The sequence below is a fragment of the Amycolatopsis sp. A133 genome, assembly GCF_031082405.1.
Lineage (GTDB): Bacteria > Actinomycetota > Actinomycetes > Mycobacteriales > Pseudonocardiaceae > Amycolatopsis.
In genome coordinates, this window is sequence record NZ_JAVHJU010000007.1 from 97,948 (window position 1) to 122,728 (window position 24,781).

A 24,781-nucleotide genomic window follows, 5' to 3' on the forward strand; every position below is an offset into this window, starting at 1 on the left:
GATGCCTCCCCAATCACGCGAGTTCCGGCCTCAATCACGCGAGTTCCGGGTTCAGTCACGTGAGTTCGGGGTTTGGGGAGGGGCGAAGCGGGCCAGGGGAGTCGAACCGATTTACGCCAGCAGCGCGCGGACCGTCGCGGGGGCGTCGGCGACCGCGACCGGGTTCTGCTCGCGCGTCGCCAGGCTCCGGACCGTCACGTTCCCCGCCGCCCAGTCCTCCTGGCCGACGATCACCACCGCGGCCGCGCCCGCCTTGTCCGCGCGGGTCAGCTCTTTGCCCAGCTTGCGGTGCTCGATCGGCGTCGACGTCCGGAGCCCCGCGGTGCGCAGGGACGCCGCCACCGAACGGGCCGCGTCCGCGAGGTCCTCGGTCACCGGGATCACCATGACGTCGACCTCGCTGCGCGGGGACGGCGTCAGGCCGTGCGTGTCGAGGAAGTCGATCAGCGTCACGTCGCCCATGCCGAACCCGATGCCCGGGATCTGCTGCGGCGTGAACATCGACGCGAGGTCGCTGTAGCGGCCGCCGCCGAAGAGCGCGCGGCGGTTCTCCGGCGAGGTGTCGAAGACCTCGAACACCGTCGACGTGTAGTACGCCAGCCCGCGCACGATCATCGGCTCGTACTTCACCAGGTCACCAGCACCACTGCGAAGCACGCGCACCAGGTTCGACTGCTCCCGCACCTCGGCCGGCAGCTCGTCCAGCAGCGCCTCGCCCGCGTCGAGCGTCTCGGCCAGCTTCTCGAACTGCTTGTCCGAGAGCCCGATCTCGCCGGCGCTCTCGGCGAGCTTCTCGCGCGGGTACTTCTCCCAGCGGTCCACCAGGGCGAACACCTGCGCCAAGTGGTCCTCCGACACACCGGCGACGTCGGTGAGCGCCGAGGACAGCAGGTTCCGGTCGTTGACGCGCAGCACGAACATGTCCGGCGTCGCGCCCAGCGCGGCCATCATGTCGTGCACCAGCTCGAAGATCTCAATCTCGCAGTTGGCGCTGTCGGAGCCGAAGATGTCCGCGTTGATCTGCCAGTGCTCGCGGACGCGCCCGCGCTGCGGGGCCTCGTAGCGGTGGCAGTTCGGGTGGCTGTACCAGCGGACCGGGAAGGACAGCGACTTCGCGCTCCCGGCGATCATCCGCGCCACCGACGGCGTCATCTCCGGGCGCAGCGCCAGCCGCCGCCCGCCTTTGTCGGTGAGCGTGTACAGCTGCTTGTCCGCGATCTCCTGACCGGACTTCCGCTCGTAGATCTCGGCCGACTCGAGGATCGGGCCGTCGTAGCGGAGGAAACCGCGGCGCTCGAGGACGTCGTAGAGATGACCGAACACCTGGGTACGCACGGACATTTCGGCGGGCAGGAAGTCCCGGGTCCCCTTGTAGGGCGCGGTCGGCAGGTATTCAGGCACGTCGTCAGCTTAACGACCGGTGCTCAGGCGAAGGCGACCCCGTACGCGGTGAGCAGCGTCGCCGCGGCCAGGAGCACCGCGCCGACGGACGTCACGCGCCCGCCGAGCGTGCCCCGGTTCGGCAGCAGGTGGAGGAAGAATCCACCCGATTGGGCGAGGACGCCGAACAGCAGCAGGAGGCAGCCGATCCACAACGCCGGGTCCGGCAACGTCGTGCGGCTCAGGATTTGCAGCGCGACCAGGGCGAGGACCAGCAGGACGCCGGCGTGGGCGTGGCCGGCCCGGAACATCGCCCGTTGGTGGTCGGTGAGCTTGCGGTCGCGCAGGACGCCCATCAGCGCGTAGCCGCCGTACATCACGGTCGGCAGCGAGACCAGTGCGATCACCGTGAACAGCTGGGTCGGTCCGTGCATCAGGGAGCTCCTTCGAGGTGGGTCGCCTAACAGTAACACTGTTTTAAAACACCGTCACAAGATCCGCACTTTCACGTGAAAGTGAGCTGGAGGAGCTACCTCCGGATAGCTTTCACGTGAAAGCTGCGAGGTGGCCTTGGGCGAGGACCAGGAGGGGGTTGCGGAGGGCGGCGAGCGAGGCGAGGGGGTCGCCTTCGACGACCAGGACGTCCGCCGCGAGCCCGGGTTCGAGCCGGCCGGTCACCGAGGCGAGGCCCAGCCCGGCTGCGCTGTCCTCGGTCGCGATCTCCAGGATCCGGCGGCGGGAGAACCCGAGCCATTCGTAGAGCTCCAGCGCGCCGGCCGGGTCGTCGAACACCGAGCCCGGCAGGCCGGCGTCGGTGCCGGAAAGCAGCCGGACGCCGTGTTCTTCGAGCCACGGCAGCCGTCCGTACATCGCCTGCGCGACGTTGTCGCCGAGCTTCTCGACGATCACCCGCCAGTTGCGGCTGCTCGTCGAACACGCCGAGATTCCGTCGGCCGCCATCCGTTTCGCCACGTGCTCCCGGCGGTCGAACGACTTCGGCCCGGTCAGGAAGCTGCAGTGCTCGACCGTCGACACGCCGGCCTCGACGGCGGCCTCGATCGCGTCGGCGCCGTGGGCGTGCGCGGCGACCGGCAGCCCGTGCGCCGCCGCGTGCGCGACGATCAGGGCAATCTGCCGGGCGTCGAACTGCGATTCCCACATGTCCGCGCCGCCCTCGGTGATCTGGCCGCCGCTGGCCATCACCTTGATCACGTCCGCGCCCGCAGAGGCGTTCGCGTCGATCAGGGCGCGGATTTCGCCGTCGGAAGCCGTTTCACCGCCGAAAAAGTGGCAATGACCACCCGGCACGGTGATCGGCGGCCCGGACACGAGCAGCCGCGGCGCCGCGGACCCCTCGAACGACCGCCGGACGGCCGCGCCGAGGTGCCCGCGGTCCCCGAGGTCCCGCACGGTCGTGACGCCGCTGCGCAGCATCGCCGTGAGCCGCGAGCGCGCGCCGTCCAGCAGGTCTTCGCTTTCGGAGAGGCGGGCCGGCATCTCGCGCGAGGCGTCGAAAGCCAGGTGCACGTGGACGTTGAACAGCCCGGCCAGCGCGGTCCCGGTGGGGAAGTCGTGCCGGGCCGCGTCCGGTGCGGCCTGCGCGACGACGTCCGCGCGCGGACCCGCCGCGACGATCACGCCGTCCCGGACGAGGACGGCGCCGTCGCGCACCGGCGCCGAAGGCCGCGGCAGCACCCGGCCGGCGGTGATCAGGGTGTCCACGTCACTTCCCGTTCCGCATCGCGGCCGACAGCGCGAGCAGCGGCCGGACGTCGGATTCGATGTCGTCGGCCCCCGCGGGCAGGACCTGCTTGGCGCGGCCGTCGCTGGCCTCGCCGTCCGCGTGCCGCCGCAGCGCCGCCTTCAACGCGGCCGCCGCGGCGGCGGGATCGGTGGCGACGACCTCGCCGAAGCCGGCGTCCAGGTACGGCGACAACTGCACCAGGCCGTCCCGGATCTCGATGACCCGCCGGTAGTGCACGCGGTGGGTGCCGCGCGGGGAGAGCCGGTCGCCGCGCCGCGGCGGGGTCCGCAGCACGATGCTGGGGAACGCCTCGACCAGGACCGTCCACAAGGGAGCCAGCGCCTGGTGCTCGCGCCGGTGCTGGCGGCGGCGCCGCAGCGCCGAAACCCGCGCCCGCAGCCCGGGGTAGGTGACGCCGGCGAGGAAGAGCATCCCGCCGGCGATCACGAACGGCACGCCGAGCAGCAGCAGGACCTTCACGACGGGCCCGAACACCCACGCCACCACGATGTACAGCGCGCGGAAGATGCTGCCCGCCGCCGCGCTGGCCATGCCGATCGCGCTCAGCCGCAGGCCGATCCGCAGATTTCGGTCGGCCACCCGCAGATACCGCACGATCCAGGCCGTGCAGGCGATGAGACCGTAGATCAGGTACAGCCCGGCGCCGAGGTAGAAGGCCGCGACCCCGCTGTCGTGGATCGTCGCGGGCCCCAGCGGCAGGCCGCGCAGCTCCGGCCGCGTCAGGCTCATCGCGACGACCATCAGCGTGATCGCCGCCGCCAGCGGGACCAGCTCGACCACCACGCGGCGGTACCGGCGGGGACCCAGCGCCGAGCCGAGGAAGAAGATCACCAGCGCGCAGACGGCGCACGCCAGCAGGGCGTTGTTGGCCACCCGCGCCGCACCCCGGCCGAGGACCGCGTCCACATCGTCGGAGATCACCGGCTGCTGCAGCAGGAACGCCGCCGCGAATCCGGCCACGCACGCGGTGACGGCCCAGTTCGGCACCGTCGGCGCACGCGCGACCTGGTAGATCCGCCACGCCAAAGCGGCGGCGAACAGCACCAGCGCGATCAGGTTCACGGGGCTGAAAAGTGTGCTCACAACCACCCTTGGTGATCGCCGAGCGCCCCCTGGATCCGGCGGAGATCCCGGTCAGCGGCGCGCCGGGGGATCGTGTAGTTCAGGACCGACGCCCATTCGAGGATGATCGTCGCGACCGTTTCGGCTTCCCACTCGTGCGCGTCATCGTAGGACGAGCGGCGCAGTGCGCGGTGTACGGCATCCGGGTCAAGATCCGGAGCGGGGCCGCGCAGGAAGTCCGCCGGCTCGGCGTCGCCGTGCGGGTGATGGTCGGCCAGCATGTGGCCGAGCTCGTGCAGGATGATGTGGTCCTGGTGCGATTTTGTCGTTTCGGCCTGGTAGAAGATGTAGTCGGCGGACGACGTCGCGATCCAGCAGCCGAACGGCCCCGGCACTTCGAGCGGGTAGGCCAGCAGCCGGATCGGCCTCCCGCGCCGCTCGCCCAGCCGCGCGCACAGCACCTCGACGTCCAGCGGCGGCCCGATGTCGAGCTCCTTGAGCAGCTTCCGGCAGCGGCGGCGCAGCTCGCGCTCCGTCATCGGACGGTGCTTCCCGGGCCCCGGCCTTCGCTGTCCTCCGGGTGCCGGCCCTCGCGCTCGGCCCGCTCGTAGCGTTCGACGAGCTCCAGCAGGTCCATCACCTGCCGCCGGCCCTGCGGGGACAGCTCCTGGGCCCGCATCGCCATCAGCTGGGCCTCACCCGCCGGAGCCGCGGCCGCTTCTTCATCGAAGAAGTACGTCACCGGCACGCCGAACAGCCGTGCCAGCGCCTCGACGTAGTGGATCTTCGGGTTGACCCGCTTGCCCGTGGCGAGCTGCTGCAGGTAGGCGGGCGACATCGCCGGGCCGCCCGCCCGCTCGACGGCGGCGGAGATCTCCCGGTAGCTGTGCGGTGCGCGGCCGTCCACCCGAGCAGCCTCGATCAGGGCGCTCAGCCGCTCCGCGAAGGTGCGTTCCCGTGCCATCTCCACCCCCTGGGATTCCAGCCGCGAAATTCTAACCGGAAACCCACTGTACGCACATGTTGACAGCTGGCGTATGCAGTGGTTTACAGTTGGCTCGCCTCTCGCCTGGCGGTCCGTGCCCTGGGGGTGCACGGAATGGTCCAGGCGAGAGGTTGTCGTGCCTTCGACTCGTCATGATCGGCCCTGTGTAGTACGCTTCACAGGTCAAGGTTGATCGCTCCTCGGGGCGAACCCTTGGCCACGGCCTGTTGCCGGAGGTCGACCCCCAGGGCTTCCGGTGACAGGCCCCTTACGTTTCAGCTCATCAGCGTGGCGGCCAGCGTGCCGCCCAATTCGGTGCACGCTTCGAGGGTCTTTTTATCCGGTTCACCCGTGGTGACGACGGGTTCTGCCGCTTTGGCCCACGCCAAGCCCGTCGTGATGGCCAGCAGTTGCCGTTCCGTGCCCGAAATGTCGCTGTTGCCGTGAATCCAGTACCCGAACGGGCGACCGCGCGTCTCATCCAGGCACGGGTAGTAAATCGTGTCGAAGAAGTGCTTCAGCGCACCGCTCATGCTGCCCAGATTCGCCGGCGTGCCCAGCAGGTAACCGTCCGCCTCGAGGACGTCGGGGACGGTGGCCGCCAGCGCCGCGCGGCGGACCACCTCGACCCCTTCGATGTCCGGGTGCGTCGCGCCCGCCACGACGGCTTCGAACAGCGCCTGCGTCGACGGCGACGGCGTGTGGTGCACGATCAGCAACCTCGGCATCAGGCGAGCAGTTCCTCGACGTCCGCCCGCAACGCCGTCAGCCGTTCCTGCGCCGCGCGCCGCGCTTCGGCCAGCGAGTCCGTCACCGGGGCCACCACCTGCAGGTACGCCTTCAGCTTCGGTTCGGTCCCGGACGGCCGCACGACCACGCGGACGCCGTCGCCGGTCAGGCGCACGACGTCGGCGTCCGGCAGCAGGTCTTCGAGGGCAACGCCGACGCCGCCCAGCCGCGACGGCGGGGTGGCCCGCACCTTCGCCATCAGCTGCCCGCGGACCGCGAGATCGGTGACCCGCAGCGAAACCTGGTCGGTCAGGTGGACGCCGTGGCGCTGCGCCAGCTCGTCGAGCACGTCCAGCGGCGTGCGGCCCTGTGCCTTGAGCTGCGCGGCGAACCCCGCGGCCAGCGTCGCGGCGGCGATGCCGTCCTTGTCGCGCACGAAGCCGGGGTTCACGCACAGCCCGAGCGCTTCTTCGTAGGCGAACACCAGTCCGTCGCCGGCCCGCACCAGCCACTTGAAGCCGGTCAGCGTCTCGGCGTACCGGGCACCTTCGGCCTTGGCGATCTCGCCGAGCATCGACGACGACACGATCGTGGTGGCCACCAGCGGGTCCGGCAGCACCGTTCGGTCCACTGTGGACAGGAGGTACGAGCCGAGCAGCACGCCGGTCTCGTCGCCGCGCAGCATCCGCCACCGCCCGTCCCGCTCGCGCACGCCCAGCGCACACCGGTCGGCGTCCGGGTCGAGCGCGATCGCCAGGTCGGCGTCCACATCGGACGCCAGCGCCAGCAGCAGGTCCGTCGCGCCCGGCTCTTCGGGGTTCGGGAACGAGACGGTCGGGAAGTCGGGGTCCGGCGCGGCCTGGGCGTCCACCAGATGCAGGTCGGTGAAGCCGGCCCGCTCGAACGCCGCGCGCAGCGTGTCGGCGCCGACGCCGTGCAACGCCGTCGCGGCCACCCGCACCGCGCCTTCGTGCCCCATCGGCAGCGTCGCGACTTCGTCGAGGTAGCGGGGCAGCAGGTCGGCGACCTCGGCGCCGGGCGCCCGCGGCACGTCGACGGCGGACGGCGCGGCCTCGATGGCGCGCTCGATCTCGCCGTCGGACGGCGGGACGATCTGCCCGCCGGTCGCGTCGTAGAGCTTGTACCCGTTGTCCGCCGGGGGATTGTGCGACGCGGTGATCTGGATCCCCGCCACCGCGCCGAGCCGGCCGACGGCGAACGCGAGCACCGGCGTCGGCAGCGGACGGGGGAACACCTTGACGTCGAAGCCGGCCGCGGCCAGCACCTCGGCGGCCGCGGTCGCGAAGGCTTCCGAGCCGTGGCGCGCGTCGCGGCCGACGACGACCAGCGCGCCGGCGTGCCCGTGCGCCTTCAGCCACTCCGCGACCCCGGCCGTCGTGCGGGTGACGACGGCGACGTTCATCCCGTTCGGCCCGGCGCGCACCGGGCCGCGCAGGCCGGCGGTGCCGAACTCCAGGGGGCCGGCCAGCCGGTCGGCCAGGTCTCCGGCGGCCCCGGGGTCGCTGTCCGCCCGGGCCAGGACGGCCTCGAGTTCGGCGCGGGTGGCGGGGTCCGGATCGGCGGCGATCCAGCGGGAAGCGGCGTCACGCAGAGTGGAATCCGATGTCACCGCGTCAGCCTACGGGCTATGGTCGGGTAGGTGCGCTTACTGTTCACCTCACTGGGGTCCTTCGGTCACACCTTCCCGCTCGTCCCGCTGGCGGTCGCCGCGCGCGAGGCGGGCCACGACGTCGTCTTCGCCACCTCGGAAGACTTCCTGCCACAGCTGACGAAAGCCGGGCTCGAGACGGCGGTCGCCGGGCTCGCCATCCGGGACGCGTTCGGGCAGGGGTTCGGCCAGGTGTTCGGCGAAGCCGGCCCGCCCGGCCCGCCGGGGGACATCCCGCGGGAAATGCTCTTCCCGGTCGTCGCGAAGGTGTTCGGCGAGCTGATGCCGAAGCGGTTCATGGCCGACCTGCTGCCGCTGTTCGAGCACGTCCGCCCCGATCTGGTCGTGAGCGAAGCGGGCAACTCGGGCGGCGCGTTCGCCGCGCTGAAGGCCGGAATCCCGCTGGTGTCGCACGGTTTCGGCCGGGTGGCGGGCGACGACCCGATGGCCACGCAGATCCGGGACGCGATCCGCGCACATGGCGCCGAACTGGGGATCGAGATCGGCGACGGCCTGGCGTTCGGCGGCTCGTTCATCGACATCTGCCCGGAGTCGGTGCAGGACCCCGGTTTCCTGGCGCGCACGCGCCGGGTGCCGCTGCGTCCGGTCGGCTGGAGCGAGCCGGGCGAACTGCCGCCGGGCGTGCTGGACAAGCGGCGTCCGCTGGTCTACCTGACGCTGGGCACGGCGATGGGGCACGCGGGGGTGCTCACCGAGGCGATCGCCGGTCTGTCCGGTTTGGACGTCGACGTCCTGGTCGCCACCGGCCCGTCGCTGCCGGAGGACGCGCTGGGCGAGGTCCCGGCGAACGTCCGGCTCGAGGCGTGGGTCCCCCAGGCGGCGCTGCTCCCGCACGTCGACCTGGTGGTCCACCACGGCGGCAGCGGCACAACGCTCGGCGCGTTCGGCGCGGCCCTCCCGCAGCTGCTGCTCCCGCAGGGGGCGGACCAGTTCAGCAACGCGGACGCGGTCCTCGCGGCCGGGGTGGGCGACCGCCTGCTCGGCGCCGAAGTCACCGCCGACGCCGTCGCCACCAAGGCCCGTCACCTCCTCACGGACCCCACAGTCCGCGACGCGGCCCGCGTCCTGTCCGCCGAAGTGGCGTCAATGCCATCCCCAGCCGAGGTCGCCGCCGCCCTCCCCACCCTGGCCTGAAGCCCCAAAAGCGCACTTTCACGTGAAAGTGAGGCGGAGTAACGACCTCCGGATCACTTTCACGTGAAAGTGCGGCCTTCGACGGGGTCAGGCGCGGGTGACCAGTTCGCGTAGCAGGGAGCCCATTTGGGTGGCGGCCGCGCGGCCGGCTTCCAGGACTTCTTCGTGGTTCAGCGGCTCGCCGGTCATGCCCGCGGCCAGGTTCGTCACCAGGGACAGGCCGAAGACCTCGACGCCGGCCGCGCGGGCGGCGATGGCCTCCAGCACCGTCGACATGCCGACCAGGTCCGCGCCCATCGTGCGCAGCATGCGGATCTCCGCCGGCGTCTCGAAGTGCGGCCCGGTCAGGCCCGCGTAGACGCCTTCTTCGAGCGACGGGTCGATCTCGCGGGCGATGCCCCGCAGCCGTGCCGAGTACAGGTCCGTCAGGTCGACGAAGTTCGCGCCGACGATCGGCGAGCGCGCGGTCAGGTTCAGGTGGTCCGAGATCAGCACCGGCTGGCCCACGTGGAAGCCCTCGCGCAGGCCGCCCGCCGCGTTCGTCAGCAGCACCGACCGGACGCCGGCCGCCGCCGCGGTGCGCACGTTGTGCACCACCCGGTCGACGCCCTTGCCCTCGTAGAAGTGCGTCCGCCCGAGCATCACCAGGACGTTCTTGTCCCCGACCTTCAGCGAGCGGATGGTGCCGCCGTGGCCCACCGCGCCGGGCGTGGTGAAGCCGGGCAGCTCGGCGAACGGGATCTCCGTCTCGCACTCCCCGATGACGTCCGCCGCCGGGCGCCAGCCCGAACCCAGGACCACCGCGATGTCGTGCGCATCCACGCCGGTGCGCTTGGCGATGGCGCTCGCGGCCTCGTGTTCACTCATGCGAGGGAGCGTATCCGGACGGCTCTCACCACGAGGAACGCCACCAGCCCGAACGGCGAGAGGAAGATCGTCAGGGCCAGGACCGGGCTGACGATCCACGGCGAGATCCCGCGTTCACGGCCTTCGAAGTACATCCACCGCGCGATGAACAGGTCGAACGCGATGAGGTGCGCCCAGACGAGCCCGGCGCCCCACGGCGTGGCCAGCAGCGTCTGCAGGACGCCGAGGTCGGGCCGGAGCATCGCCCGCCCCCACTCGCCGAAGTGCGGCAGCGCGAGCCCGAAGTAGCACACGAGCGGCAGCAGCGGCACCCACGGCGACGCCATGATCCGCGGCGTCCGGCGCCACTGCGGGGCCAGGATCATCAGCGCCCAGAACGGCGCCGCCAGCGGGAACGCCAGGTCGAAGAGGCTCATCGGACGCGCACCGTAGCCCACGCCCCCAGCCCGACCGCCGCGACCAGCAGCGCGGCCGCGCCCAGCGTCGTCGCGTCCGGGTGCACGATCGGCTGTGCCCGCAGCGCCTGCCACGTGACCAGCGCGGTCAGCCCCGCGTACCCGGCCGCGCCGAGCAGGACGAGCCGGGCGCGGACGACGTCGTCGCGCAGCCGCGGGAACCGCGAGGCCAGCGCCAGGAGCCCGATGGCCAGCAGCGGGAGGGCCTGCAGCGCGTGCATGCCGACGAAGTGCGGGATCCGCAGGTCGCCCGCCTCCGTGCTCCAGCCGAGGATCGGCAGGCCGGGGCCGCCGTCGGCGAGCCCGACGGTGTGCGCGCCGACCATGTCCGGGCGTCCGCCGGTCTTCCACTGCGCGAGCTGCTGCGCGGTCGGCGACGTCATCAGGATGCCCAGCGAAATCCCCGCCAGCGACAGCACGGCCCCGGCGCGCACCGCCCAGGAGCTCGCCCGGTCCGGCACCTTCGTGAACACCACCAGAACGGTCAGCACGAGCGTCGCGACCCACAGCCCCATGATCATCTTGCCCATGACGTTGTAGATCAGCGCGTCCTGCGGGGTCGCGTTGTTGAAGTGGCTCGCGTGGCCGCGTGCCGCCTGGAACACCAGCAGGACGTACTCGGCGGCGAAGATCAGGACCAGGAGGTTCGTCAGCCAGGCCGCCGTGCGGCGGAAGCGGGGCAGCAGTGAGACGAGCCGGCTCCAGGTGGCGAAGTAGAGCGCGCCGGACACCGCGAACTTCAACGGCTTCGCCCAGATCGGCGCGCCGGCCAGGGTCCGCTGGTCGAGGAGCAGGGCAGCGACGCACAGCACCGCCAGCACCCCCAGCGCGACGGCCGCGAACGCGGACGGCCGGTGCCACCCGTTCGTTCTGCTCCGGAGATCGGCAAGGATGGTCATGGTTCCCTCCCAGAATGGATAGTCAAGCTCTCCGTTATGGGAAGTTAAGCTATCCATGCTGAGCTGTCTTCAGGGTTGCCCCGGAGACCGACCCCGGGATCGGAGCGCAAGCGCATGCGCATGGCCGAATTGAGCGCCGAATCGGGCGTGCCGGTCGCGACCGTCAAGTACTACCTGCGCGAAGGGCTGCTCCCGCCCGGCGAGCGCACCAGCCCGAACCAGGCCCGGTACTCCGCGGCGCACGTCCAGCGGCTGCGGCTGATCAAGGCGCTCACCGAGGTCGGCGGGCTGACGCTGGCCTCCGTCGGCGTCGTGCTGACCGCGATCGACGGCGACGCGACCCCGCACCGGACGATGGGGTTCGTCCAGGACGAGCTGGCCGGGCCGGTCCCGAAGGTGTCCGCCGAGGCCGCGGCGTGGGCGACCGGGCTGCTCGAGGACCTCCTCCGCCGCACCGGCTGGAAGCTGCACGATCCCGGGCAGCCCGCGTTCGCCAACCTCGTCGCCGCGCTGGCCACGGCGAAGGAGCTCGGGCACGGCAAGCTGACCGAACGGCTCGAGGAGTACGCGGAGCTGGCGATGCGCGTCGCGGAGCTCGACCTCGCGGTGGTGACCGGCCTGACCTCGGTCGACAAGATCATCGAGGCGGGCCTGGTCACCACCGTGCTCGGGGACCGGATCTTCGCCGGGCTGCGCCACCTGGCCCAGGAGGAGGTGTCCCGGAAGGTCCTCGGCGGCGGCTAGTCCGAGACGCTCAGGGTGGGGGCGACCCGGTCGAAGACGTCCTCGCGGCCCGAGTTCTCCTGCTCGGCCGGCACCGTGACGGACAGGAGCCACAGGCTGGTGCCCGCCTGGGTCAGGTTCATGAACGTCACGCGGGTGCCGCCACCGCCGTCGCTCTCCGGCAGGGTGCCGCCCTCGGCGAGGCGGTAGGTCAGCGTCGTGCCCTTGCCCCCCGGCAAGGGCGACGGCGGGAACAGGAAGAACGCGTCCGCCGGGTAGGACGTCTTGAGCCAGTTGATGTACTCGTCGTCGCTGGGGAACTGGGCGAAGTACTTCGCCAGCCGTTCCACCCGGAGCGACCGGCGGCCGTCGGGCGAGACGTACTGGACGGCCGTGTTCGCCCCGAACTTCGTGGTGGTGTGCGGGGCGACGAACTTCTGCCACCCCTCGGGCACCTGGAGGCCGAACTGCCCGCCGTTGCCGGTCACGTAGCTCGCGTCGCCGGACTGCTGCACCAGCGACGGCGCCGGCACGTCGGTGGGGCCGTTCGGCGTGCTGCGCGGTGCGGCGTCCGGCGGCAGCAGCGATTGGCCGCCGACCGCCCTGGCCAGCGCGAACCCGCCGCCCGCGGCGAGGAGGAAGAGCAGGATCGCCACCGCGACGAGCACGGCGGTCGCCGTGGAGCTGCGCCGCGCCGGCCGCGGCGGCGCGACGAACACCGTCGGCGGGTCCGAGGCGGGGGGCGGGGACGGCGCCGGGGCGGGCGGCCGCAGGAACGGCAGCGGGCCGGGGTCGGTGGCGAGCTCGCTGCTCGACGCCTCGGCCTTCTTCTCGGCCTTGGCCGCGCCCTTCTCGGGCAGGACGGTCTTGAGCACCTGCGTGTCGCTCGCGTCCGGCTGCGCGGACGTCTTCTTGCCGTCCGGGGTGTGGAACAGCTCGGGCCCGAACAGGTCGAGCGGCGTCTTCGTCTGCAGCGGGTACAGCCGGTGCCGGACCTCCCGCAGCGTGATCCGCCGGCCGGGTTCCTTCCGCATCAGCGCGCCGATGACGTCGGCCAGCGGGCCGGCCTTCGGCTGCGGCACCTTCCCGTTGACGACCTTGCCGACCGTCTCCAGCGGGTCGCCGTCGGCGTCGTACGGCGGTGCGCCCTCGACCGCGGCGAACAGCGTCGCGCCGAGGCCCCAGAGGTCCGCGGCCGGCGTGACGGCGCCGCCGGAGGCCACCTCCGGGGCGATGTAGGCGGGCGAGCCGAGCATGATCCCGGTGCGGGTCATGGTCGCCTCGGAGACGTTGCGGGCGATGCCGAAGTCGGTCAGCTTGATCCGGCCGTCGCTGGCCACCAGGACGTTGCCCGGCTTGACGTCACGGTGGGTGATCCCGGCGGAGTGCGCGGCCTCCAGCGCGGACGCCACAGCGATGCCGACGGCGGCGGCCTGCCCGACGGTCAGCGGCCCGTGGTCGCGCAGGATGTGCGCCAGGCTGCGCGAAGGCAGCAGCTCCATCACCACGAACGGCTGGTCGTCCTCGCGCGCGACGTCGTGCAGGATGATGACGTTGGGGTGGGACAGCACGGCGATCGCGCGCGCCTCGCGCAGCGTGCGCTCCCGCAGTTCGTCCGCCTGCGACGCCGGGATGCCCGGCGGCACCTTCATCTCCTTGACGGCGACCTGCCGGTGCAGGAACTCGTCGTAGGCCGACCAGACGGTGCCCATCGACCCGGAGCCGAGCACCGAACGCAGCCGGTAGCGACCGGCGACCACTCGTGTCTCTTCGCTGGAGGGGGGCACGGGCCAATTGTGTCGTACGCGCGGCACCGGCCCCTAACCTGCCCGGGCCGCCCCCCTAGCGCGACCAGACTCACAGGTCGAGCGCGGCGAGTGCCTCTACCATCACAGGTTATGACTGATGTGGCCGGTCCGGAGTCAGTGCCGATTCCCGAACTCGACCTGGCGGCCGAGTTCCCCCAGGCGACGCGGGAGCAGTGGCAGGAGCTGGTCGCGGGCGTGCTGCGCAAGAGCGGGAAGCTGCCGGAGGACTTCACGGGCGCCCCGGAGAGCAAGCTCGTCACGCGAACCTACGACGGGATCGAGATCCAGCCGCTGTACACGGCCGAGGACGTCCCCGGCGACATCGGTTTCCCCGGCCTGCCGCCCTACGTGCGCGGTTCCCGGCCGGACGGCCAGGTCGGCACCGGCTGGGACGTCCGGGCCCGGTTCACCGGCGACGACGCCCGCGCGGTCAACCAGGCGATCCTCGCCGACCTCGAAGGCGGCGTGACGTCGATCTGGCTGTCGGTGCTGCCCGGGTCGGTCGCCGACGCGCTCAACGAGGTCTACCTCGACCTGGCCCCGGTCGTCCTGGACGCGGGTCCTTCGTACGAAGCGGCGGCGGAGGCGTTGTTCGAGCTGTTCGCCGAGCGCGAGATCCCGGCGAGCGAGGCCGTCGCCGTGCTGGGCGCCGACCCGATCGGGCTGGCGGCCCGCTCCGGTTCGGCCGTGGCGCTGGAACCGGCCGCCGCGCTCGCCGCGCGTGTCGCCGGGAAGTACCCGAAAGTGCGGACGATCGTCGCCGACGGCCTGCCCTTCCACGAAGCCGGCGGGTCGGATGCGCAGGAGCTGGGGGCGCTCGTCGCCGCCGGCGTCACCTACCTGCGTTCGTTGACGGACGCCGGTCTTGACGTCGAGGCCGCCGCCGGGCAGCTGGAGTTCCGGCTCGCCGCGACCGCCGACCAGTTCTCCACCATCGCGAAGCTGCGCGCGGCGCGCCGCCTGTGGGCGCGCGTCGCCGAGGTCTGCGGCTTCACCTCGCCCATGCGCCAGCACGCCGTGACGTCGCCGGCCATGCTGACCCGGCGCGACCCCTGGGTGAACATGCTGCGCACGACGGTCGCCTGCTTCGGCGCGGGCGTCGGCGGTGCGGACGCGGTCACCGTGCTGCCGTTCGACGCGGCGATCGGCCGTCCTGACGCCTTCTCCGCGCGGATCGCCCGCAACACCCACGCCGTGCTGCTGGAGGAGTCCAAGCTGGCCGGCGTGGCCGACCCGGCGGGCGGCTCCTGGTACGTCGAGAAGCTCACCGACGACCTCGCGCACGCCGCCTGGGCCGAGTTCACCGCGATCGAGGCGGCTGGCGGCCTGGTCGCCGAACTCGCGTCCGGCGCGCTGGCCGGGCGGCTGGCTTCGACGTGGGAGAAGCGCTCGAAGCGGATCGCCACCCGCCGCGATCCGCTCACCGGCGTCAGCGAATTCCCGAACCTGGCCGAAAAGCCGGTGGTCCGCGTGCCGGCGGAGTCCACTGTGGAAGGCGGCCTGCCGCGGCACCGATACGCCGAAGGCTTCGAAGCCCTTCGCGACGCTTCGGACGCCTACCTCGCCGCGAACGGTTCGCGGCCGAAGATCTTCCTGGCCACGCTGGGCCCGGTGGCCGCGCACACCGCGCGTGCCGGGTTCGCCGCCAACCTCTTCCAGGCGGGCGGGATCGAAGCCGTCAACCCGGGCGCGACCGACGACCTGCCGGGCGCCTTCCGCGCCTCCGGCGCCCGGATCGTCTGCCTCTGCGGCACCGACGACGCCTACGCGGCCCAGGCGGCCGACGTCGCCGCGTCCCTCGGCGCCGACCACGTCTTACTGGCGGGGAAGGGGGCCTACGACGGCGTGGACGGAAACGTCTTCGCCGGCTGCGACGCCCTGGAAGTCCTCAACGGCCTGCACGCCAAGCTGGGAGTTGCGCGATGACCATCCCGAACTTCGCCGGTCTCGACCTCGGCACGCCGTCGCCGGGTGACCGCGACGCGTGGGCGCGCGCGGTGGAGGACGCCACCGGCAAGGGCCCGGACGCCCTCGCCTGGGAAACGCCCGAGGGCATCGGCGTCAAACCCGTCTACACCGCCGCCGACCTGTCCGATGTGGACTTCCTCGGCACGTACCCCGGCATCGCGCCCTTCCTGCGCGGGCCGTACCCGACGATGTACGTCAACCAGCCGTGGACCATCCGCCAGTACGCCGGGTTCTCCACCGCCGAGGAGTCCAACGCCTTCTACCGGCGCAACCTCGCCGCCGGGCAGAAGGGCCTCTCGGTCGCCTTCGACCTGGCCACCCACCGCGGCTACGACTCCGACCACCCGCGCGTCTCCGGCGACGTCGGCATGGCGGGCGTCGCGATCGACTCCATCTACGACATGCGGCAGCTCTTCGACGGGATTCCGCTGGACAAGATGTCGGTGTCCATGACGATGAACGGCGCGGTGCTGCCGGTGCTGGCGCTCTACGTCGTCGCGGCCGAGGAGCAGGGGGTGAAGCCGGAGCAGCTCGCGGGGACCATCCAGAACGACATCCTCAAGGAGTTCATGGTCCGCAACACCTACATCTACCCGCCGCAGCCGTCGATGCGGATCATCTCCGACATCTTCTCCTTCACTTCGCAGCACATGCCGAAATACAACTCGATCTCCATCTCCGGCTACCACATGCAGGAAGCCGGGGCGACGGCCGACCTCGAGCTGGCGTACACCCTCGCCGACGGCGTCGAGTACCTCCGCGCGGGCGTCGACGCCGGCCTGGGCGTCGACAAGTTCGCGCCGCGGCTGTCGTTCTTCTGGGCGATCGGCATGAACTTCTTCATGGAGGTCGCGAAGCTGCGCGCGGCGCGTCTCCTGTGGGCGAAGCTCGTGAAGGGCTTCAACCCTGCGTCTCCGAAGTCGCTTTCGCTGCGTACGCACTCCCAGACGTCGGGCTGGTCGCTGACCGCGCAGGACGTCTACAACAACGTCGTGCGCACCTGCGTCGAGGCGATGGCCGCGACCCAGGGGCACACGCAGTCGCTGCACACGAACGCCCTCGACGAGGCCCTCGCCCTGCCGACGGACTTCTCCGCGCGGATCGCCCGCAACACCCAGCTGCTCCTGCAGCAGGAGTCCGGCACCACGCGCGTGATCGACCCGTGGGGCGGCAGCGCCTTCGTCGAGAAGCTGACCTACGACCTCGCGCGCAAGGCGTGGGGCCACATCACCGAGGTCGAGCAGGCCGGCGGCATGGCCAAGGCGATCGACGCGGGCATCCCCAAGCTGCGCATCGAGGAAGCCGCCGCCCGTACTCAGGCGCGCATCGACTCCGGGCGGCAGCCGGTCATCGGCGTCAACAAGTACCAGGTCACCAGCGACGAAGAGATCGACGTCCTCAAGGTCGACAACGCCGGGGTCCGCGCCCAGCAGCTGGAGAAGCTGCGGCGGCTGCGCTCGGAGCGTGACTCCGCGGCGACCGACGATGCCCTGCGGCGGCTCACCGAGGGCGCGGGGAACGGCGGCAACCTCCTGGAACTGGCCATCGACGCCGCCCGCGCGAAGGCCACGGTCGGCGAGATCTCCGACGCGCTCGAGAAGATCTGGGGCCGCCACGCCGGCCAGATCCGGACCATCTCGGGTGTCTACCGCGAGGAGGTGGGGAAGACGCAGAACGTCGAGAAGGCCCGTGAGCTGGTCGAAGAGTTCGCCGCGGAAGAAGGCCGCCGCCCGCGGATCCTCGTCGCGAAGATGGGCCAGGACGGCCACGACCGCGGCCAGAAGGTGATCGCCACCGGCTTCGCCGACCTCGGCTTCGACGTCGACGTCGGCCCGCTGTTCTCCACCCCGGCCGAGGTCGCCCGCCAGGCGATCGAGGCGGACGTGCACGTCGTCGGCGTCTCGTCGCTGGCCGCCGGGCACCTGTCGCTGGTGCCCGCGCTGCGCCACGAGCTCGCCGAGCTGGGCCGCGAGGACATCATGGTCGTGGTCGGCGGCGTCATCCCGCCGCAGGACTACCCGGCGCTGCGCGAGGCCGGGGCGGCGGCGATCTTCGGGCCCGGCACGGTGCTCGCGGACGCGGCCATCGACCTGCTCGGCCAGCTGTCGGCGCAGGAGTCCTGACCCTTGCCGCGCAAGATCGACGTCACCGCCTACGCCAAGGGGGTCCTGGCGGGCGACCGCGGGACGCTGTCGAAGGCGATCACGCTGGTCGAGTCGCAGCGGGCGGACCACCGGGCGCTGGCGCAGGAACTGCTGGTCGAGCTGCTGCCCGCGGCCGGCGGCGCCCGGCGCGTCGGTATCACCGGCGTGCCCGGTGTCGGCAAGTCGACATTCATCGACCAGCTGGGCACCGACCTGACCGCGGCGGGGCATCGGGTGGCCGTGCTGGCCGTCGACCCGTCGTCGACGCGGACCGGCGGGTCGATCCTCGGCGACAAGACCCGGATGGCGCGGCTGGCGGTCGACCCGCGGGCGTTCATCCGGCCGTCGCCGACGTCCGGGACCCTCGGCGGGGTCGCCCGCGCCACCCGCGAGACGATCGTGCTGATGGAGGCCGCCGGCTACGACGTCGTGCTGGTCGAGACCGTCGGCGTCGGGCAGTCCGAGGTCACCGTGGCGAACATGGTCGACTGCTTCCTGTTCCTGACCCTGGCCCGCACCGGCGACCAGCTCCAGGGCATCAAGAAGGGCGTGCTGGAGCTCGCCGACGTCATCGCCGTCAACAAGGCCGACGGCGACCACGAGCGGGACGCGCGCCGCGCGGCGCGGGAGCTGGCGGGCGCGCTGCGGATGATCTACGGGCCCGAAGCGTCGTGGACGCCACCGGTGCTGACCTGCAGCGGGCTGCACAACCGGCGCCTCGACGAGGTCTGGGGCGCGATCGAGCAGCACCGCGAAACGCTCACGGCGTCCGGCGAACTCGACGCGCGGCGGCGGCAGCAGCAGGTCGACTGGACCTGGGCGATGGTGCGCGAACAGCTGCTGGGTCGGCTGGCGGCGCATCCGGACGTGCGAACGGTCGTTCCCGACGTCGAACGGGCGGTGCGGGACGGTGAACTCACGGCTACCCTCGGTGCACAGCGGATCCTCGACGCGTTCGGTGGCTGACGGGCGCGGGGTCCGCGGGCAGAATGCCTGGTCGCGGCGAAAGGATGACATGGCGAAACTGCGGGGTCTGGTCCTGGTCGGGCTGCTGGGCGCGGTGCTGTTCACCGCGTCGCCGGCACTGGCCGAGCCGGTGCGTCCGGCCTCCGTCACGGTGACCGTGGCGCACGCGTCCGTCGCGCCGCTCCCGGCGCAGACCCAGCCGCCGGGCCCGGTCCTCGACCCGGCCCAGACGGACAAGGCGAACACCGAAAAGACCAAGAACAAGCTGATCGCGGGCCTGATCGCGGTGGTCCTGCTCGGCATCGTGATCTGGGGGCGCAAGATCCGTTCGAAGAAGGCCAAGGGTTCCTGACGGATGATCGCGTTCGGCCATGCCGAACTGGCGCACGCCGTTCAACGCAGATCCGGTACCGGCCGTCTAGGACGGCCGTTTTCAAGGCGCGGCTTGCCGCCTGCATGGTGCACGATCGTCTGCAAATGCGTACGACAGATCGATCGGCACGACGCGTGACCCCAGCCGCTGCGCGGGTTGCCCGTGTTGCGGGAGGAGGTGCGGCGTGACGGTGTTGGACTCACGGCCGGACGTTCCAGGCGACCCCCAAGGGCGCATCATCAACCCCATGGAGGGGTCCGAGGCGCTCATTTCCGCGGCCGGCGTAAGCATGGCTCCTGTGGAGGACCTTGGTGCGGGCCGCGGCCCGTTCTGGCTGGACGACTGGCTTCGCGCCAACGCGACCGACGTGCTCGCCTGGCGGCGGCACCTCCACGCGCACCCGGAGCTGTCGCGGCACGAGTTCGCGACCACGGAACTGGTCGTCACGCTGCTGCGTGCGGTCGGGCTCAAGCCGTGGGTGCTGCCGGGCGGCACCGGCGTCGTCTGCGACATCGGCCGCGGCGAGCGGTGCGTGGCGCTGCGCGCGGACATGGACGCGCTGCCGCTCACGGAGGCGACCGGGCTGCCGTACGCGTCGACCGTCGAGGGCGCGGCGCACATGTGCGGCCACGACGCCCACACGGCGATCCTCCTGGGCGCGGCCCGCGCACTGGCCGGCGCGCCGGAGCTGCCGGGCCGGGTGCGGCTGATCTTCCAGCCGGCCGAGGAGGTCATGCCCGGCGGTGCGCTGGACATGATCGCGGCGGGCGCGCTGGAGGGCGTCGAGCGGATCTACGGCCTGCACGTCGACCCGCGGCTGGAGGTCGGGTCCGTCGGCATGCGCGTCGGTGCGCTGACGTCGGCGGCGGACCTGATCGAGCTGCGCCTGACCTCGCCGGGCGGCCACACGTCCCGGCCCCACCTGACGGCCGACCTGGTGCACGCGCTGGGCACGGTGATCACGTCCCTGCCCGCGGTGCTCTCCCGCCGCGTCGACCCCCGCTCCGGCACGGTCCTGGTGTGGGGAGCGGTCCACGCCGGTCAGGCGGCCAACGCGGTCCCGCAGGACGGCCTCCTGCGCGGGACGTTGCGGACGGCCGACCACGAGGTCTGGACGGCGTTGGAGCCGCTGGTGGCGTCGTCGGTGGAGTCCCTGCTGGCCCCGACGGGCGTCGGCTTCTCGCTGGACTACCGCCGCGGCGTCCCGCCGGTGGTCTCGGACGCCGAGTCGACGGCCCTGATGCGCGCGGGCACCGAAGCGGCCCTCGGCGAGGGCGCGGTGGCCTCGACGGAGCAGTCATCCGGCGGCGAGGACTTCGGCTGGTACCTGGAGCACGTCCAGGGAGCATTCGCCCGCCTCGGCGTCTGGTCCGGCCCGCCGTCCCCCCAATCGGACATCCACCGCCCGACGTTCATCCTCGACGAGCGTGCCCTCCTCTGCGGAGTCCGAACCCTGGTCCACACAGCCCTAACCACCCTCGCGTAACGAGTTCCGTCTCCAATCACGCGAGTTCCGTCCTCAATCACGCGAGTTCGGGTTACACACACAAGTTATCCACAGGCCAGGCGAGTTATCCACAGTTCGAAGATGAGGCCCTTCCGTTGAACGCGGGAGGGCCTCATCCTCGAGTATGTGATCACTTGGGGAGGACGACACGGAGCCGTCTCGCGTCGCGAAGCTGATGCAGTTTTGGGGCGGCGAGCAGTACTCGAAGGGCTGGCGACAGGTGTGCTCGCGCAGCCGTGGCGCGGCGTGGTCATCCACGCGGCAGATGCGCTGAATCTCGCGACCCGGGCGCAGGCCGCGCTTATTGCGGTGGGCCCGCCTGCGGCTTTGTCGGGAGCCACTTCCCTTGCGCTGCATGGGATCTCGGCGGTCGACGAGTCCACCGTGCACGTCACCGTGCCCTATGCCAGGCGGGTGGAGCCGAGGCCCGGATTGGCCATCCATCGAGCCGAATTCACCGAGTGCGACGTGGTCGAGCTCGACGGGTTGGCGGTGTTTTCACTCGACCTGGCCCTCGCCGATTTCCTCTGCGACGGGGACAAGCGAACAGCGTTCGCCGCCCTCGACGAGGCTCTGCGCGGGCTGGCTCCCGATCACTGCCTGAGGCTCCGGGAGAACGTCCGTGACCGGATCCTGGACCGTCGGAGCAAGCGAGGTATCCACAGGGCGCAGATGCTCTTGGCGCTCGCGACCGGGAAGGCCGAATCGCCGCCCGAGAGCATCCTTCGGCTGATCGTGGTCGAAGCCGGCTTGCCCGTGCCGGAGGCGCAGTATGAGATCACCGCCATCGACGGCCGCAAGCTGTACGTGCTCGACATGGCTTGGCCGGCGCTGCGCATCGCCTTGGAGTACGACGGCTTCGCGGCTCACGAAGAGCGACGTGAACACGACGCCGAGCGCGACCAGCGGTTGGCCGGCCGAGGATGGGTCACCATCCGGGCGACGGCGGCTGATCTCCGGGATCCGAGCCGGGTGCTCGCCGAACTGCAGGCGCAGTTCAAGCGACGAGCGGCGTAACTCGCGTGATCGAGGCCGTCACCCGCGTGACTGGAGCCGGAACTCGCGTGATTGAGGCCGGAACTCGCGTGATTGGAGCCGGAACTCGTCAGCCGGTTATGCCGGAGCAGGGGCGGGTTCTCAGGTCGCCGACGTAGTCGGCGGGGGCGCCGGCCGCTTCCGCGGCGTCGGCCAGGACGCCCAGGTAGCGGGCCGAGGGGAGGCCGCCTTCGTAGGCGTCCAGGACGTAGAGCCAGGCCAGGACCGAGCCGTCCATCGTCTGGACGCGGAGGCGGATCTTCGAGTGGATCCCCAGCTCGCCGCCTTCCCAGCGGTCCAGCCCGGTCTCGTCCAGCGGGGTCACGTCGTAGAGGACGACGAACACCCGCGATCCCGGGTCCTCGACGATCGTCGCCAAGGCACCTTCCCAGCCCAGGTCCTCGCCGCCGAAGGTCAGGCGCCAGCCCTCCAGCCAGCCGCTGCCGGCCATCGGAGAGTGCGGCGCGCGCTCCAGCATCTGGGCGGGCTCCATGTTCGATCCGTACGCGGCATACAACGGCACGCCGACAGCGTAGCGATACCTTCCTCACCCGAGTGGACGCACTCGCCGTGTTCGCCCACTTCAGTGTCCGGTCACCTTCGCCGCGTACGGTGAGAGCACCGCACGCACAGCCAGAGGAGGACCCAGGTGACCAGGATCGTGATCATGGGCGGGGGCCCGGCCGGCTACGAAGCCGCGCTGGTCGCAGCCCAGCACGGGGCCGACGTCACGATCGTCGAGCGGGACGGCCTGGGTGGGGCCTGTGTCCTCTACGACTGCGTTCCCTCGAAGACGTTCATCGCGAGCTCGGGCGCGCTGGCGAAGATGCACGACCTCGGCGAGCTCGGCATCAACACCGACATGGCGGACACGAGCATCGACCTCCCGACCGTCCACGGCCGGGTGAAGGGTCTCGCGCTCGCCCAGTCCGCCGACATCCGCGCCCGCGTCCAGCGCGAAGGCGTCCGCGTCCTCATCGGCGAAGCCCGCTTCTGCGACGAAGAGCCCGGCCTCGCGACCCACAAGGTCGCCGTCACGACGAAGGACGGGACCGAGAAGCTGCCCGCCGACGTCGTCCTCATCGCCACCGGCGCCACCCCGCGCGTCCTGCCCGGCGCGGTGCCGGACGGCGAGCGCATCCTCGACTGGCGCCAGCTCTACGAGCTCCAGGAACTCCCGGAGCACCTCGCCGTGATCGGCTCGGGCGTCACCGGCGCCGAGTTCGCGTCCGCCTACACCGAGATGGGCGTCAAGGTCACCGTCGTCTCCAGCCGTGACCGCGTGCTGCCGCACGAAGACGCCGACGCCGCCGCGGTGCTCGAAGAGGTCTTCTCGCAGCGCGGCACGACCGTCGCGAAGCAGGCGCGCGCCGACCGCGTCGAGCGCACCGAAAAGGGCGTCGAGATCCACCTCGCCGACGGCCGCGTGATCGAAGCCAGCCACGCGCTGATGACCGTCGGGTCGGTCCCGAACACCAAGGACATCGGCCTCGACAAGGTCGGCATCTCGCCCGGCCCCGGCGGGTTCATCACCGTCGACCGCGTTTCGCGCACCTCCGTTCCCGGGATCTACGCCGCCGGCGACTGCACCGGCGTGCTGATGCTCGCCTCGGTGGCGAGCATGCAGGGCCGCATCGCGATGTGGCACGCGCTGGGCGAAGGCGTTGCGCCGATCAAGCTCAAGACCGTCGCCGCCAACGTGTTCACCCACCCGGAGATCGCCACCGTCGGCATCAGCCAGCAGGCGATCGACTCCGGCGAGGTGCCCGCGCGCACCATCATGCTGCCCCTGGCCACCAACGCGCGCGCGAAGATGGAGGGCCTCCGCCGAGGCTTCGTGAAGCTGTTCTGCCGCCCCGCCACCGGCGTGGTCGTCGGTGGTGTCGTCGTGGCGCCGCAGGCGAGCGAGCTCATCCTTCCCATCGCGCTCGCCGTCCAGAACCAGCTCACAGTGGAGCACCTGGCACTGACATTTTCGGTGTACCCGTCGCTGTCGGGCTCGATCACCGAGGCCGGGCGCCAGCTCATGCGCCACGACGATCTCGACTGACCGGGCACGCAACCCCGGCGCACCCGTCGCGTCTTGTCGGTTGTAAGGCTGAAGGACGCGAAGGGTGCGAAAGTGCGCAAGACGGTGGTTTTCGTTGCGGCAGCGGTGATCGGGGCAACGGCGCTGACGGGATCGGCGATGGCGCAGAGCACCGGCCCGGCACCGGGAACCAGCCCGGCGCCGAGCGCCCCGGCGGGCTCGGTCCAGCTCAACGTGAACACCGCGATCAACCAGACGCTGGTGGACAAGTACGTCCGCGATGCGCCGAACGTCGCGCTGGCCAAGTGTGAAGGCCCTTCGCCGTCGTTCTCCTCGCCGGTGCTGACCTTCTCGAACTACACCCCCGGCCCGTTCATGGGCGCCGACGCGAACATCAGCGCCGACGTCGAACTGAAGCCCGGCACCGCGGCGGGCACGTACCCGCTGACCGTCACCTGCGGTGGCCAGACCTACCGCACGCAGTTCACGGTGCCCGCCGCCCAGGTCGCGAAGGTGCCCTCCGGCGCCGCGAAGGCGGGCGACGGCAGCATGGCAGGCTGAATTCCCGAAAATTCCCGGCCACCTCGTCAGCCACGGCTGCGGGGTGGTTTTTTGTGGCCCCAGGCAACCTCTTCGCAGGTAGAGCGTCTTTGAAAGCAGAACCTCCCGGGGAGGGAAAAGGGGTTGGAAATGAAAAAGGTCCTGGCCGTTGCCGCCGTTTCGGCGGGATTGTTGCTCTCGGCTCCGGCGGCCTTCGCCGCGCCGCCGGCCGAGCACGCGGGGAACCCGAAGGCCTACCTCCGCGTGATGCCGAACGCCGCCCGCCCGGGCGCGAAGGTGGCGATCCGGCTGGGCTGCGAAGCCGCGAGCACGCGCGACCTGGCGTCGCCGGTCCTCACGATCGGTTCCCTGCGGCGCGTCGGCCCGCAGAACGACCCGGCCAAGGCGCCCGCCGCGGCCGCGGCGGCGACCGTGGCTCCCGCGAAGCCGGGTGTCTACCGGATGTCGTTCTCCTGCGGTGGCGCGCAACTGGCCACGAAGTTCACCGTCCTGGGTGAACACCGTCAGGTGGCGAAGGTACCGTCGGGAGCGCCGCAGACCGGTGGCGGTCCGGCCGGCCACGGCCCGCTCGCCGCCGCGGGCGCCATGGGTGTGCTGGCCGTCGGCGGTGGCGGTCTCGTGCTGGCCCGGCGGTCCTGGCGGCGCTGAACCCCGGTCCAGCTCAACCGCAGAGGTCACCTGGACGTGTGACAGGTGAGCGA

At 71.5% G+C, this 24,781-nt stretch carries 24 protein-coding genes; 11 read left to right on the forward strand and 13 right to left on the reverse strand.

Features of this window, described 5'->3' with window-relative positions:
* Window positions 1-111: 111 nt before the first annotated feature.
* From hisS to Q5425_RS08655, 8 genes are all read right to left on the reverse strand, one after another.
* Complete coding sequence (gene hisS / locus Q5425_RS08620) at window positions 112-1,401, reverse strand: histidine--tRNA ligase (RefSeq protein WP_308671588.1); 1,290 nt, start codon at window positions 1,399-1,401, stop codon at window positions 112-114.
* Window positions 1,402-1,424: 23 nt separating this feature from the next.
* A complete protein-coding gene (locus tag Q5425_RS08625) occupies window positions 1,425-1,814 on the reverse strand; it encodes a hypothetical protein (RefSeq protein WP_308671589.1) in 390 nt (129 codons plus the stop codon).
* Between the two features lie 112 nt (window positions 1,815-1,926).
* Window positions 1,927-3,102, reverse strand: coding sequence for an amidohydrolase family protein (locus Q5425_RS08630; RefSeq protein WP_308671590.1), 1,176 nt, complete (start codon window positions 3,100-3,102; stop codon window positions 1,927-1,929).
* Window position 3,103: 1 nt separating this feature from the next.
* Complete coding sequence (locus Q5425_RS08635; protein WP_308671591.1) at window positions 3,104-4,228, reverse strand: MAB_1171c family putative transporter; 1,125 nt, start codon at window positions 4,226-4,228, stop codon at window positions 3,104-3,106.
* Window positions 4,225-4,746 carry a hypothetical protein gene (locus Q5425_RS08640; RefSeq protein ID WP_308671592.1) on the reverse strand — a complete coding sequence of 174 codons (522 nt, stop codon included), beginning with the start codon at window positions 4,744-4,746 and terminating at the stop codon, window positions 4,225-4,227. The genes Q5425_RS08635 and Q5425_RS08640 overlap by 4 nt, the downstream gene beginning before the upstream one ends.
* Entirely contained in the window at window positions 4,743-5,171 is a 429-nt protein-coding gene (locus Q5425_RS08645; RefSeq protein ID WP_308671593.1) for an XRE family transcriptional regulator, read from the reverse strand. The genes Q5425_RS08640 and Q5425_RS08645 overlap by 4 nt, the downstream gene beginning before the upstream one ends.
* A 296-nt stretch (window positions 5,172-5,467) precedes the next feature.
* Window positions 5,468-5,920 (reverse strand): NAD(P)H-dependent oxidoreductase, encoded by a 453-nt coding sequence (locus Q5425_RS08650; RefSeq protein WP_308671594.1) that lies wholly within the window; start codon window positions 5,918-5,920, stop codon window positions 5,468-5,470.
* A complete protein-coding gene (locus Q5425_RS08655; protein WP_308671595.1) occupies window positions 5,920-7,551 on the reverse strand; it encodes a phospho-sugar mutase in 1,632 nt (543 codons plus the stop codon). The genes Q5425_RS08650 and Q5425_RS08655 overlap by 1 nt, the downstream gene beginning before the upstream one ends.
* Window positions 7,552-7,581: 30 nt before the next feature.
* Between Q5425_RS08655 and Q5425_RS08660 the strand changes: the two genes are divergently transcribed.
* Entirely contained in the window at window positions 7,582-8,745 is a 1,164-nt protein-coding gene (locus Q5425_RS08660; protein WP_308671596.1) for a glycosyltransferase, read from the forward strand.
* A gap of 87 nt (window positions 8,746-8,832) precedes the next feature.
* Here Q5425_RS08660 and Q5425_RS08665 read toward each other — a convergent pair whose 3' ends face one another.
* The 3 genes from Q5425_RS08665 to Q5425_RS08675 are packed head-to-tail and all read right to left on the reverse strand — an operon-like array spanning window position 8,833 to window position 10,966.
* Window positions 8,833-9,612: a purine-nucleoside phosphorylase gene (locus Q5425_RS08665; protein WP_308671597.1), complete on the reverse strand. Its 780-nt coding sequence runs from the start codon at window positions 9,610-9,612 to the stop codon at window positions 8,833-8,835.
* The gene (locus Q5425_RS08670) at window positions 9,609-10,028 is read right to left on the reverse strand and encodes an ABA4-like family protein (protein ID WP_308671598.1); all 420 of its coding nucleotides are present in this window, start codon (window positions 10,026-10,028) and stop codon (window positions 9,609-9,611) included. The genes Q5425_RS08665 and Q5425_RS08670 overlap by 4 nt, the downstream gene beginning before the upstream one ends.
* Window positions 10,025-10,966 (reverse strand): hypothetical protein, encoded by a 942-nt coding sequence (locus tag Q5425_RS08675; protein WP_308671599.1) that lies wholly within the window; start codon window positions 10,964-10,966, stop codon window positions 10,025-10,027. The genes Q5425_RS08670 and Q5425_RS08675 overlap by 4 nt, the downstream gene beginning before the upstream one ends.
* 114 nt (window positions 10,967-11,080) lie before the next feature.
* On the opposite strand from Q5425_RS08675, the gene Q5425_RS08680 reads away from it, so the two are divergent.
* Window positions 11,081-11,710 carry a MerR family transcriptional regulator gene (locus tag Q5425_RS08680; RefSeq protein WP_308671600.1) on the forward strand — a complete coding sequence of 210 codons (630 nt, stop codon included), beginning with the start codon at window positions 11,081-11,083 and terminating at the stop codon, window positions 11,708-11,710.
* On the opposite strand, the gene Q5425_RS08685 is transcribed toward Q5425_RS08680, so the two are convergent.
* Entirely contained in the window at window positions 11,707-13,449 is a 1,743-nt protein-coding gene (locus Q5425_RS08685) for a serine/threonine-protein kinase (protein ID WP_308671938.1), read from the reverse strand. The genes Q5425_RS08680 and Q5425_RS08685 overlap by 4 nt on opposite strands.
* 138 nt (window positions 13,450-13,587) lie before the next feature.
* Here Q5425_RS08685 and Q5425_RS08690 point away from each other — a divergent pair, with 138 nt between their 5' ends.
* The 6 genes from Q5425_RS08690 to Q5425_RS08715 all read left to right on the forward strand — a co-directional run bounded on the left by Q5425_RS08690 (window position 13,588) and on the right by Q5425_RS08715 (window position 21,472).
* Window positions 13,588-15,423 (forward strand): methylmalonyl-CoA mutase family protein, encoded by a 1,836-nt coding sequence (locus Q5425_RS08690; protein WP_308671601.1) that lies wholly within the window; start codon window positions 13,588-13,590, stop codon window positions 15,421-15,423.
* Window positions 15,420-17,588, forward strand: a complete 2,169-nt coding sequence (scpA, locus tag Q5425_RS08695) for a methylmalonyl-CoA mutase (RefSeq protein ID WP_308671602.1) — start codon at window positions 15,420-15,422, stop codon at window positions 17,586-17,588. Before Q5425_RS08690 ends, scpA begins: the two co-directional genes overlap by 4 nt.
* A gap of 3 nt (window positions 17,589-17,591) precedes the next feature.
* On the forward strand, window positions 17,592-18,575 hold the full coding sequence (gene meaB, locus Q5425_RS08700; RefSeq protein WP_308671603.1) for a methylmalonyl Co-A mutase-associated GTPase MeaB: 984 nt from the start codon (window positions 17,592-17,594) through the stop codon (window positions 18,573-18,575).
* Between the two features lie 49 nt (window positions 18,576-18,624).
* Complete coding sequence (locus Q5425_RS08705) at window positions 18,625-18,927, forward strand: hypothetical protein (protein WP_308671604.1); 303 nt, start codon at window positions 18,625-18,627, stop codon at window positions 18,925-18,927.
* 205 nt (window positions 18,928-19,132) lie between these two features.
* Window positions 19,133-20,434, forward strand: a complete 1,302-nt coding sequence (locus Q5425_RS08710) for an amidohydrolase (protein WP_308671605.1) — start codon at window positions 19,133-19,135, stop codon at window positions 20,432-20,434.
* Between the two features lie 204 nt (window positions 20,435-20,638).
* The gene (locus Q5425_RS08715) at window positions 20,639-21,472 is read left to right on the forward strand and encodes a DUF559 domain-containing protein (protein ID WP_308671939.1); all 834 of its coding nucleotides are present in this window, start codon (window positions 20,639-20,641) and stop codon (window positions 21,470-21,472) included.
* A gap of 88 nt (window positions 21,473-21,560) precedes the next feature.
* Here the strand turns inward: Q5425_RS08715 and Q5425_RS08720 are convergent, their stop codons facing one another.
* Complete coding sequence (locus Q5425_RS08720; RefSeq protein ID WP_308671606.1) at window positions 21,561-22,013, reverse strand: gamma-glutamylcyclotransferase; 453 nt, start codon at window positions 22,011-22,013, stop codon at window positions 21,561-21,563.
* A gap of 126 nt (window positions 22,014-22,139) precedes the next feature.
* Here Q5425_RS08720 and Q5425_RS08725 point away from each other — a divergent pair, with 126 nt between their 5' ends.
* The 3 genes from Q5425_RS08725 (at window position 22,140) to Q5425_RS08735 (ending at window position 24,728) form a co-directional block, all read left to right on the forward strand.
* On the forward strand, window positions 22,140-23,540 hold the full coding sequence (locus Q5425_RS08725) for an NAD(P)H-quinone dehydrogenase (protein WP_308671607.1): 1,401 nt from the start codon (window positions 22,140-22,142) through the stop codon (window positions 23,538-23,540).
* Window positions 23,541-23,612: 72 nt separating this feature from the next.
* On the forward strand, window positions 23,613-24,080 hold the full coding sequence (locus Q5425_RS08730) for a hypothetical protein (protein ID WP_308671608.1): 468 nt from the start codon (window positions 23,613-23,615) through the stop codon (window positions 24,078-24,080).
* Window positions 24,081-24,209: 129 nt separating this feature from the next.
* The gene (locus tag Q5425_RS08735) at window positions 24,210-24,728 is read left to right on the forward strand and encodes a hypothetical protein (RefSeq protein ID WP_308671609.1); all 519 of its coding nucleotides are present in this window, start codon (window positions 24,210-24,212) and stop codon (window positions 24,726-24,728) included.
* Window positions 24,729-24,781: the final 53 nt, after the last annotated feature.